General features: G+C 70.5%; 11 protein-coding genes. 8 read left to right on the top strand and 3 right to left on the bottom strand.

Annotation, left to right across the window (positions count from 1 at the left end; genetic code table 11):
* The 7 genes from AC2VNT_RS06315 to AC2VNT_RS06285 all read left to right on the top strand — a co-directional run.
* Window positions 1-1,784, top strand: a 1,784-nt coding sequence (locus AC2VNT_RS06315) for an ATP-dependent Clp protease ATP-binding subunit (protein ID WP_486946036.1), incomplete at its 5' end; no start/stop codon positions are given.
* Between the two features lie 79 nt (window positions 1,785-1,863).
* Complete coding sequence (gene ttfA / locus AC2VNT_RS06310) at window positions 1,864-2,625, top strand: trehalose monomycolate transport factor TtfA (protein WP_486946035.1); 762 nt, start codon at window positions 1,864-1,866, stop codon at window positions 2,623-2,625.
* A gap of 26 nt (window positions 2,626-2,651) precedes the next feature.
* A complete protein-coding gene (locus AC2VNT_RS06305; RefSeq protein ID WP_486946034.1) occupies window positions 2,652-3,431 on the top strand; it encodes an SDR family NAD(P)-dependent oxidoreductase in 780 nt (259 codons plus the stop codon).
* 61 nt (window positions 3,432-3,492) lie between these two features.
* Window positions 3,493-4,032 carry an orotate phosphoribosyltransferase gene (gene pyrE, locus AC2VNT_RS06300; RefSeq protein ID WP_486946040.1) on the top strand — a complete coding sequence of 180 codons (540 nt, stop codon included), beginning with the start codon at window positions 3,493-3,495 and terminating at the stop codon, window positions 4,030-4,032.
* 5 nt (window positions 4,033-4,037) lie between these two features.
* Window positions 4,038-4,940 (top strand): hypothetical protein, encoded by a 903-nt coding sequence (locus tag AC2VNT_RS06295; RefSeq protein WP_486946039.1) that lies wholly within the window; start codon window positions 4,038-4,040, stop codon window positions 4,938-4,940.
* Window positions 4,933-5,589, top strand: coding sequence for a TrmH family RNA methyltransferase (locus AC2VNT_RS06290; protein WP_486946033.1), 657 nt, complete (start codon window positions 4,933-4,935; stop codon window positions 5,587-5,589). Before AC2VNT_RS06295 ends, AC2VNT_RS06290 begins: the two co-directional genes overlap by 8 nt.
* A 480-nt stretch (window positions 5,590-6,069) precedes the next feature.
* Window positions 6,070-7,188, top strand: coding sequence for a glycoside hydrolase family 76 protein (locus AC2VNT_RS06285; protein ID WP_486946032.1), 1,119 nt, complete (start codon window positions 6,070-6,072; stop codon window positions 7,186-7,188).
* Window positions 7,189-7,301: 113 nt separating this feature from the next.
* Here the strand turns inward: AC2VNT_RS06285 and AC2VNT_RS06280 are convergent, their stop codons facing one another.
* The gene (locus tag AC2VNT_RS06280; RefSeq protein WP_486946031.1) at window positions 7,302-7,985 is read right to left on the bottom strand and encodes a DedA family protein; all 684 of its coding nucleotides are present in this window, start codon (window positions 7,983-7,985) and stop codon (window positions 7,302-7,304) included.
* 75 nt (window positions 7,986-8,060) lie between these two features.
* On the opposite strand from AC2VNT_RS06280, the gene fbaA reads away from it, so the two are divergent.
* On the top strand, window positions 8,061-9,140 hold the full coding sequence (fbaA, locus tag AC2VNT_RS06275) for a class II fructose-bisphosphate aldolase (RefSeq protein WP_486946038.1): 1,080 nt from the start codon (window positions 8,061-8,063) through the stop codon (window positions 9,138-9,140).
* 38 nt (window positions 9,141-9,178) lie between these two features.
* On the opposite strand, the gene AC2VNT_RS06270 is transcribed toward fbaA, so the two are convergent.
* Together AC2VNT_RS06270 and AC2VNT_RS06265 are read right to left on the bottom strand one after the other, a co-directional pair.
* Entirely contained in the window at window positions 9,179-10,015 is an 837-nt protein-coding gene (locus tag AC2VNT_RS06270) for an Rv0361 family membrane protein (protein ID WP_486946037.1), read from the bottom strand.
* Between the two features lie 155 nt (window positions 10,016-10,170).
* Window positions 10,171-10,851 (bottom strand): cation diffusion facilitator family transporter (locus tag AC2VNT_RS06265; RefSeq protein WP_486946030.1); only part of this gene is annotated, 681 nt, incomplete at its 5' end.

Raw genomic sequence — 10,851 nt, 5'->3', positions numbered from 1 at the left:
TCGAGGAGCGCCTCAAGGCCGTCCTGGACGACATCAAGAACTCCGCCGGGCAGATCATCACCTTCATCGACGAGCTGCACACCATCGTCGGCGCCGGGGCCACCGGCGAGGGCGCGATGGACGCGGGCAACATGATCAAGCCGATGCTGGCTCGTGGCGAGCTGCGGCTGGTGGGCGCCACCACACTCGACGAGTTCCGCAAGCACATCGAGAAGGACGCCGCCCTGGAGCGTCGGTTCCAGCAGGTCTTCGTCGGCGAGCCGTCGGTGGAGGACACCATCGGCATCCTGCGCGGGCTGAAGGACCGCTACGAGGTGCACCACGGGGTGCGGATCACCGACGCGGCGCTGGTAGCCGCGGCCACCCTCTCCGATCGCTACATCACCGCGCGGTTCCTGCCGGACAAGGCGATCGACCTGGTCGACGAGGCGGCCTCGCGCCTAAGGATGGAGATCGACTCCCGGCCCACCGAGATCGACGAGGTGGAACGGCTGGTGCGCCGGCTGGAGATCGAGGAGATGGCGCTGGCCAAAGAAGAGGACGACGCCTCCCAGGAGCGGCTGGAGAAGCTGCGCGCCGAGCTGGCCGACCGCAAGGAACAGCTGGCCAACCTCACCACCCGGTGGCAGAACGAGAAGAGCGCCATCGACGTGGTCCGCCAGCTCAAGGAGCAGCTCGAGGCGTTGCGCGGCGAGTCGGAGCGCGCCGAACGCGACGGCGATCTGGCCAAGGCCGCCGAGCTGCGCTACGGCCGCATCCCGGAGGTGGAGAAGAAGCTCGACGCCGCGCTGCCGGGCGCCCAGGCCCGCGAAGAGGTGATGCTCAAGGAGGAGGTCGGCCCGGACGACATCGCCGACGTGGTGAGCGCCTGGACCGGCATTCCGGCCGGCCGGATGCTGGAGGGCGAGACCGCCAAGTTGCTGCGGATGGAAGACGAGCTGGGCCGCCGCGTGGTCGGGCAGCGCGAACCGATCCAGGCGGTCTCCGACGCGGTGCGGCGGTCCCGGGCCGGGGTGGCCGACCCGAACCGGCCGACCGGGGCGTTCCTGTTCCTCGGGCCGACCGGGGTCGGCAAGACCGAGCTGGCCAAGGCGCTGGCCGACTTCCTCTTCGACGACGAGCGGGCGATGGTCCGCATCGACATGAGCGAGTACGGCGAGAAGCACTCGGTGGCCCGGCTGGTCGGCGCCCCACCCGGCTACGTCGGCTACGACCAGGGCGGCCAGCTGACCGAGGCGGTGCGCCGCCGGCCGTACACCGTGGTGCTCTTCGACGAGGTGGAGAAGGCCCACCCGGACGTTTTCGACGTGCTGTTGCAGGTCCTCGACGAGGGTCGGCTCACCGACGGGCAGGGCCGCACCGTGGACTTCCGCAACACCATCCTGATCCTCACGTCCAACCACGGGTCCGGCGGCACCGAGGAGCAGGTGATGGCCGCGGTGCGGGCCACGTTCAAGCCGGAGTTCATCAACCGGCTCGACGACGTGCTGATCTTCGAGAGCCTCACCGCCGACGACCTGGTGCGCATCGTCGACATCCAGCTGGCCCAGCTGGACAAGCGGTTGGCCCAGCGTCGGCTCAGCCTGGACGTCTCGCCGGCGGCCAAGAAGTGGCTGGCTGACCGCGGGTTCGACCGGGTCTACGGGGCGCGACCGCTGCGCCGGCTGGTCCAGCAGGCGATCGGCGACCGGTTGGCCAAGCTGCTGCTGGCCGGTGAGGTGCACGACGGGGACACCGTCCCGGTCGACGTCGGCGCCGACGGGGAGACGCTGCAGCTGGGCTGACCTTCGTCACGGGCTTGATACCCGGTTGTGACCGGCTCGAATTCGTGACTCGACCGGGTGAGCGGATACGCTGGGAGCAATGGTTCCGTTGTGGTTCACCCTCTCCGCGCTCTGCTTCGTCGGCGCGGCGGTGCTGTTGTCCATCGACATCGACCGCCGCCGCGGGCGCAGCAGACGGCGCAGGTCGTGGGCCCGGTCGCACGGATTCGACTACGAGTTCGAGTCCAGCGAGATCCTCACCCGCTGGACCCGCGGCGTGATTTCGGCGGTGGGCGACGCCCCGGCCCGGAACGTGGTGCTCGGTCAGATCCGCGGCGAGGCGGTGTTCATCTTCGACCTGGAGGAAGTCGCGACGGTGATCGCGCTGCACCACAAGGTGCCCACCAACGTCGTCGTCGACCTCCGGCTGAAGGGGATCAAGGAGCCGCGGGAGAGCGACATCTGGCTGCTCGGCGCGATCGGTCCCCGGATGGTGTACTCCACCAACCTCGACGCGGCGCGTCGGGCCTGCGACCGGCGGATGGTCCGCTTCGCCCACAGCGCGCCGGACTGCGCCGAGATCATGTGGAACGAGGAGAACTGGACGCTGGTCAGCATGCCGGTCACCAGCACCCGCGCCCAGTGGGATGAGGGTCTGCGGGCCGTGCACCAGCTCGACGATCTGCTCCGGGTGCTGCCGCCGACCGACCAGCCGGCGCTGCCGGAGGCCTCGGTCCGGCCGAGCCCGGCCGCGGGACGTCGCCGGGGACCTTCGGTCGGCCGCGACGTGTCGCGCGCCGAGCGGCCCGCGCGCGAGTTCGTCGCCCGGCCGCGTCTCCGGGGTCCGCGCCCGGCTTGCTGAGGCGCCGCTTCGCTACGCTGTCGGTCATGCCCGCCAAGCCAACGGCCCTGATCACCGGGCCCACCTCGGGTATCGGATCGGGCTTCGCCCGCCGCTACGCCGCCGACGGATACAACCTGGTACTGGTCGCCCGGGACGCCGACCGGCTGACCCAGCTGGCCGATCAGCTGCGCGACGAGACCGGGGCCGAGAGCGAGGTCCTGCACGCCGACCTGGCCGACCCGGCGGGCCGGGACGCGGTTGCCGAGCGGCTCGCCGCCGGGGTGCAGGTGCTGGTCAACAATGCCGGTTTCGCCATGTCCGGCGAGTTCTGGACGGTCGATCCGGCGCAGCTGCAGGCCCAGCTGGACGTCAACGTGACCTCGGTGATGCAGCTGACCCGAGCCGTGCTGCCGCCGATGGTCGCCGCCGGCCGCGGCACGGTGATCAACGTGGCCAGCGTGGCCGGCCTGATGTCTGGCCGCGGCTCGACCTACTCGGCGTCCAAGGCCTGGGTGGTCTGGTTCACCGAAGGCCTGGCCGGCGGGCTGGCCGGCACCGGGGTGGGCATTCACGTGGTCTGCCCCGGCTACGTGCACACCGAGTTCCACGACCGGGCCGGGGTGAACGTCTCCTCGGTGCCGTCGTTCATGTGGCTGAAGGTCGACGACGTGGTCGGCCACTGCCTGGCCGACGTGGCCAAGGGTGAGGTGATCAGCGTTCCGGGCGGGCAGTACCGGGCGCTGGTCAACGGTGGCCGGCTGCTGCCGCGGGGCCTGTCGCGCACCATGACCAGTCGATTCGGCCAGGGCCGTGGCCGGACCTGAACTCGGTGACGACGCGGGCCGCCCCGCGGACCGGGGAGGAGCCGGGCAGATCCGGCCTCAGCTGACCAGCACCGACCGCGACGAGCTGGCCGCCCTGGTGCGCGAGTTGTCGGTGGTGCGCGGTCGGGTCACCCTGTCGTCGGGCCGGGAGGCCGACTACTACGTGGACCTGCGCCGGGCCACCCTGCACCACCGGGCCGCCGCGCTGATCGGCCGGCTGATCCGCCAGCTCACCGACGACTGGGATTACGCGTCGGTCGGTGGCCTGACGCTGGGCGCGGACCCGGTGGCGGCCGCGGTGATGCACGCGCCAGGCCGGCCGATCGATGCGTTCGTGGTCCGCAAGTCAGTGAAAACCCATGGGATGCAACGACTTATCGAAGGGCCCGAGGTCGCTGGCCGGCGGGTGCTGGTGGTGGAGGACACCAGCACCACCGGCGGGTCGGCGCTGACCGCGGTGCGCGCGCTGCGCGATGCCGGCGCCGAGGTGGTCGGGGTGGCCACCGTGGTGGACCGCGACACCGGCGCCGCCGAGGCGATCGCCGCCGACGGCGTGCCGTACCGCAGCGTGCTGGGCCTGGCCGAACTGGGGCTGGCGTAGTGGCGGTGCGATCCCTGCTGGCGACGGTGGCGGCGCTGGCCGTCGGCTGCGTGACGGCGTGCTCCGGCTCCGGTCCGAGCGGGCCGTACGGTGCGCGGGGTGCCCGGTTCGGCGAGTCGGTGACGGTGCTGGGCTGGGACATCGCCGTCTCCAACCCGCGCTTCGAGTCTGGTCAGCTGCTGGTCGACGTCGCCGCCACCGCGCAGGATCCGACCGACCCGACCACCCCGCATGCCAAGCCGGAGCAGATCCGGTTCGGCGTCTACGGCACCCCGCTGCACCCGATCGAGGTGAACGGCCTCGGCAGCTGTGACCCGGTGCTGGAGCTGGCCCCGCAGCCGCTGGCGGCCCCGGTGCCGGACCGGATGAACGGCACCGTCTGCCTGGGTCCGGTGCCGGATCGCAGCGTGGTGCGCGGGGTCTACGTGTACTCCCCGGCCGACCGGATCCCGAAGAGCACCATCGCCTACCCGGCGACCTTCCCGGTGGGCCTGCCGCCGATCAACCCGATCGAGACCGGCCTGACGCTGACCAACGCCGGGGTCACCGCCTGGCGCGGCGACGGCACCCCGCTCACCCCGGCGTCGCTCGGCGACAAGACGTTCACCGGCACCGGGTACATGCAGCTCAGCTTCGCCGTTGACGCGCCGGTGGCGCAGTACCGGGCCGACGCGGAGGCCGGCGGCGGGCCGATCATGCTGATCGCGTCGCCGGCCCTGCCGGTGCCCGGACTGCCGGCGATCTGTGCGGCGTACGGGTCGTCGATGCTGATCCTGCCCGAGGCGTCGCTGAACGCGGTGCACGTCGCCAGCTCGCTCTGCACCCACGGCGAGATCAGCGCCGCCGTGCTGAACGCATCGTTGGCGGTGGTGCGCACCCACGCCGCGGTCTGGCTCGACCATGCCTGACCGGGGGGAGCAACCCGGGCCCACCGAGTGGGCCGCGTCCGCCGGCGGTGTCGGCCCGTGGGAAGGCGAGCTGCCGAGAGACCCGCGCTACGACCCGGTGCTGCTGCGCGACGGCGACACCCGCAACGTCGTTGACGCCTACCGGTACTGGACCCGCGAGGCGATCATCGCCGATATCGACTCGCGCCGGCACCCGCTGCACGTGGCCATCGAGAACTTCGGCCACGATGCGAACATCGGCTCGGTGGTGCGCACCGCCAACGCCTTCGCGGTACACACCGTGCACATCGTCGGGCGCCGGCGCTGGAACCGGCGCGGCGCCATGGTGACCGACCGCTACCAGCGGCTGCGTCACCACGACAACGCCGCCGACCTACTGGAATTCGCCGCGGCCGCGGGCCTGACCGTGGTCGCGGTGGACAACGTTCCCGGCGCGGCCCGGCTGGAGCGGGTCCAGCTGCCGCGGGACTGCCTGCTGGTGTTCGGCCAGGAGGGCCCCGGGATCAGCGACGACGTCCGCGCCAGGGCGGTGCTGACCGTGTCGATCGCCCAGTTCGGTTCGACCCGCAGCATCAACGTCGGGGTGGCCGCCGGCATCGTGATGCACCGCTGGGTCGACCGACACGCCGACCTTGATACCGCTTGGTAAATTCTCTAGAAATTCTGAGTGCCAAGCGGCCTGTTATCAACAGGCCCTTAGCCGTAATGACCACGATAGTTTCTGGTCTGTCCACAGACCGCCTGGTAATGAAAGAGTTTTCCCAATATTGGGCAATTACGATACAGGTGTTTACCCCACAGCCTTTTCTGAGGTACGATCGGTGGCACGGCTCACGCACATACCGCCTCACGCACATACCAGACTCTTCGTCTCCACGGGAGGTTCGCCCGCACGTACCGCTTGTGAATCGCCTGCGGCCGACGTTGTGGCTCTCGCCGCAGCCGAGATGCTCGCCGCCACGCCGCTGGCGGTTCCGAACGTCCAGACGACGGCTGCTGAACTGCTCTGACCCCCTCCCAAGGCCGGGTCCGGCACCCTTCCCCTAAACCCCCCTTCGGGGAACGGTGCCGGCCCGGCCTTTCTCATGTCGCCCCTACGGCTCGCTGCGGTGAGGCAGGATTTAGCACCATGGACGACCAGCTGTGGGCGAACCGGGCGGCCAGCGCCGAAGCCGCCGTCACGAAGCGACACCTCAAACCGCTCTGGCACCTGCCGGGCACCCAACTCGGCGTGGTGGCCTGGCCGCCGCTGCGGAAGGCTCCGCACTGGCACTACTGGTGGCAGGCGCACCTGTTGGACTGCCTGGTCGACGCGCAGCTGCGCGACCCGCAGACCGACCGCAGCGTGGAGATCAACCGGCAGATCCGTGCGCACCGGCTGCGCAACCACGGGCGCTGGGTTAACCAGTACTACGACGACATGGCCTGGCTGGCGCTGGCGATCGAGCGGGCCGACCGGGTCACCGGCGCCAACCACCACCGCGCACTGCAGACGCTGTGCCGGGAGTTCATCGACTCGTGGGTGCCCGAGGACGGCGGCGGCATCCCGTGGCGCAAACAGGACCAGTTCTTCAACGCGCCGGCCAATGGGCCGGCCGGGCTCTTCCTGGCCCGCTACGGCGACCGGCTCAAGCGGGCCCAGCAGATGGCCGACTGGATCGACGAGACCTTGATCGACCCGGAGACCCACCTGGTCTTCGACGGCATCAAGGCCGGCTCGCTGGTCCGCGCCCAGTACACCTACTGTCAGGGGGTGGTGCTCGGCCTGGAGACCGAGCTGGCCAACCGCACCGGTTCGAAAGACCGCAGACGGCACGCCGACCGGGTGAGCCGGCTGGTCACGGCGGTCGCCGCGCACATGGCGCCGGGCGGGGTGCTCAACGGCGCCGGCGGCGGTGACGGCGGGTTGTTCGCCGGGATCACCATTCGCTACCTGGCGCTGGTCGCCACCGACCTGCCGGGGGAGGCGGTCGAAGACACCGCGGCCCGCAGCACCGCCCGCTCGCTGGTGCTGTCGTCGGCGAAGGCGGCGTGGGAGAACCGGCAGCAGGTGGACGGGCTGCCGCTGTTCGGCGCGTTCTGGGACCGCACCGCCGCGCTGCCCGGCGCCGGCGGCCAGCAAGCCGAGTCCGTCGACGGTGCGGTGCGCGAGTCCGAGGTGCCCGAACGCGACCTGTCGGTGCAGCTCTCCGGCTGGATGTTGATGGAGGCCGCGCACAACGTCAGCGAGGCCGAGAGCCCGTCATAGGTCGAGGACAATCAGACCAGGCCGTCCCGCTCTGCCGCTCGGCAAGGTGGCGCTGCCGGCGTTCGGGTCGTCGCGCAGCTGCTGATAGTCCCCGGCGGCCATGCCGAAAGACGTTAATCCGACAGCCTGACCGGCTCGGCTTCCTCGCCGGCCTCGGCCGCCCGGCGCTTCCGGGACGCCCGCATCGCGGCGAGCACCGCCGGCAGCAGCGAGACGCACAGGATCCCGATGACGATCCCCTCCAGGTGGTCGGCGATGGCCGGGACCTTGCTGCCCAGGAAGTACCCCACCAGCGTCGCACCGGCACCCCAGGCGATGCCGCCGATGATGTCGAAGCCCAGGTAGTGCGGGTAGCGCATGTAGGAGACCCCGGCGATCACCGGGACGAAGGTCCGGGCGAACGGCACGAACCGGGCCAGGATGATCGCCCACGGCCCGTACTTCTCGAAGAACGCGTGCGACTCGGTGACGTGGTGTTTCTTGAAGAAGCGTGAGTCTTCCTTCTTGAACAGCGCCGGCCCGATCCGCCGGCCGATGACGTACCCGGTCTGGTCGCCGAGCACCGCGACCAGGGCGACCGCCGGCGCCAACACCCGGATGTCCAAGGTGCCACCCGCGGCCAGCAGCCCGCCGGTGACCAGCAGCGACTCGCCGGGCAGCAGCGGGAACAACAGGCCGGTCTCGACAAAGACGATCACCAGGATGGTCGGCAACACCGCGGAGGCGAACAGGCCGTTCGGCCCGATCCAGTACATCGGGTCGACGATGTTGGCCACCGCGACCAGGGTGGTGCTCACGAGGCTCCAAGATACCGGTGCCGGCCGGCGGCGTTCCACGGGCGGGCTGTAGCCACCCGGTGTGTTGTTGCGATACTGACCGGAAGCCACAGCTGCAGAGTCACGGAGGAGAGTCCCATGCCCATCGCAACCCCCGAGGTCTACGCCGAGATGCTGGGGCGTGCCAAGGCGAACTCGTATGCGTTCCCGGCGATCAACTGCACCTCGTCGGAGACCATCAACGCCGCGATCAAGGGCTTCGCCGACGCCGGCAGTGACGGCATCATCCAGTTCTCCACCGGCGGGGCCGAGTTCGGCTCCGGGCTCGGTGTGAAGGACATGGTGACCGGGGCGGTGGCGCTGGCCGAGTTCGCCCACGTCATCGCCGCGAAGTACCCGATCAACGTGGCGCTGCACACCGACCACTGCCCGAAGGACAAGCTCGACGGCTACGTCCGGCCGTTGCTGGCCATCTCGGCCGAGCGGGTCGCGGCGGGCAAGGATCCGCTGTTCGGCTCGCACATGTGGGACGGCTCGGCGGTGCCGATCGACGAGAACCTCGCCATCGCCCAGGAGCTGCTCAAGGCGGCGTCGGCGGCCAAGATCATCCTGGAGGTCGAGATCGGTGTGGTCGGCGGCGAGGAGGACGGCGTCGCCAACGAGATCAACGAGAAGCTCTACACCAGTGCGGCCGACTTCGAGAAGACCATCGACGCGCTGGGCACCGGCGAGCACGGCGAGTATCTGCTGGCCGCGACGTTCGGCAACGTGCACGGGGTGTACAAGCCGGGGAACGTCAAGCTGCGCCCGGACATCCTCGGCGAGGGCCAGCAGGTGGCCTCGGCCCGGCTCGGCCTGCCGGCCGGGTCCAAGCCGTTCAACTTCGTCTTCCACGGCGGGTCCGGGTCGCTGAAGTCGGAGATCGAGGAGGCGCTGCAGCATGGGGTCGTGAAGATGAACGTCGACACCGACACCCAGTACGCGTTCACCCGGCCGATCGCCGCGCACATGTTCACCAACTACGACGGCGTGCTCAAGGTGGACGGCGAGGTCGGTGAGAAGAAGACCTACGACCCGCGCAGCTACCTGAAGAAGGCCGAGGCGTCGATGACCGGGCGGGTAATCGAAGCCTGCGCCGACCTGAACTGCTCGGGGAAGACCCTCTCGGCGACCTGAGCCGGGGCGCTACCGGATCTACCGGGCGCTGCCGGGCCCTACTGGCCGCCGCGGGCCTGGCAGATCTTCCACCCGTTGTCGCGGTACTGCAGGTCGAGGCTGCGGGTGGACCGGATCTGCGGGGCGTAGGCCATGAACGCGGTGACGTTGGCCTCGGCGTAATCGCCGTTGACGACGACCTCGTCGATGCTGGCGACCACCGGATACTGCTTGGCGGCGGCGATGCGCTGGTAGGTGTCCTTCCAGGCGTCGTCGTTGTAGTTGACGTAGCCGTCACGGACCGTGCCGCAGGTCAGGCTGCGCAACGCGGCCAGGTCGCCGTCCTGTACGGCCACGTCGAAGCTTTCGATCGTGGTACGCACCGCCTCCTCCTTGGTGGCCAGCGCCCGGCTCCCCCTGGTGAACCACAGGGTGGCCAGCACGGCGGCGGCGGCCAGCAGCAGGATGGCCAGGACCAGCGCCAACACCCCGGTCCAGCTCCGGGTCAGCTTGCCGGTCAGCCGCTTCGGGGTCAGCGCCGCTTTCTCCCCCTCGGGCTGGGCCGCCGGCGCCTCGGTGGCCGTCCCGCCCACGGTGGGCATGACCTCCGTCTCGGTGGAGTCGAACCCGGGCGCGGTGACCCGGCGGTTCTCCGGCTCCCCCCGGTCGGGCACGCCGGCGGCGGGCCCGACCGGGCTTTCGGTCTCGATGACCTCGGTGGCCGGCTCGCCGTCGGTGGTCTCGGTCATGGTCTCGGTCACGTCCGTCGCGTCCGCCGGGATGGCGTTCATCACCGCGGTGACCGCCTCGCTCGGCGCGACGGTCGTCGCCGCGGCCACCGGATCGGACGGGACGGTCTGCTCGCCGGCCGCCGCGACGTCGTCTGGCTCGACCACCGGCTCGGTCCCGTCGTCGGCGTCCGGAGCCGGCCGGGCTGACTCGTCGGCGGCGTCCGGCCCTGATGGATTCGACATGGGTGGGTGGGATCCTCGCTCTGGATTTCGGTACCGCACGGTACCTGGCAGCTTACTGACTCGGAGCAGCCCGACCCTCAGCAGCCGCCGGTGCAGTCGACCGCGCGTCCCGGTGGCTCTACCTGGATCGTGGCGTGATCCAGCCCGCGCGCGGTGAGTACCGCCTGCGCGTCGTCGAGCACCCGGGCCGAGTCGGCGCCGCTGGTCAGATGCACGGTGGCCATGTCCCGACCGGGCACCAGGGTCCACACGTGCAGGTCGTGCACGTCGGTGACACCGTCCACGGCGGCCAGCGCCGAGCGCAGCTCCCGGACGTCGACGTGTGCCGGCGAGGCCTCCGAGAGGATCCGCAACGCGGCGCCGGCCAGCGAGAAGGCCCGCGGCAGCACCCAGATCGCGACGAATACCGCGACCACCACGTCGGCGTACGGCCAGCCGGTGGTGACGGTGACCACCCCGGCGATCAGCACGCCGAGGCTGCCGACGGTGTCGGCCACCACCTCCAGGTAGGCGCCCTTGACCGCCAGGCTGTGCGCCGAATGCGACCGCAGCAGCAGCGCCACCCCGATGTTCACCGCCAGCCCGATCAGCGCGACCGCGATCATCGGTACGCCCGGGACGGCCGGCGCGTCATCGAGCCGGCGGATCGCCTCGGTCAAGATGAAGGTCGCCACGGCGATCAACAGCACGGCGTTGGCGACCGCGGTGAAGACCTCGGCGCGGTGCCAGCCGTAGGTGCGAGCCGGTGACGAACTGCC

This window comes from Mycobacterium sp. TH-M15 (assembly GCF_057473705.1).
This window is presented reverse-complemented; position numbering and strand designations above follow the sequence as displayed.

What these genes read in the sequence shown, in the direction of transcription:
- ttfA (WP_486946035.1), top strand. Translation starts at nt 1,864, where the DNA reads ATGGTTCCGTTGTGGTTCACCCTCTCCGCGCTCTGCTTCGTCGGCGCG.
- AC2VNT_RS06305 (WP_486946034.1), top strand. Translation starts at nt 2,652, where the DNA reads ATGCCCGCCAAGCCAACGGCCCTGATCACCGGGCCCACCTCGGGTATC.
- AC2VNT_RS06290 (WP_486946033.1), top strand. Translation starts at nt 4,933, where the DNA reads ATGCCTGACCGGGGGGAGCAACCCGGGCCCACCGAGTGGGCCGCGTCC.
- AC2VNT_RS06285 (WP_486946032.1), top strand. Translation starts at nt 6,070, where the DNA reads ATGGACGACCAGCTGTGGGCGAACCGGGCGGCCAGCGCCGAAGCCGCC.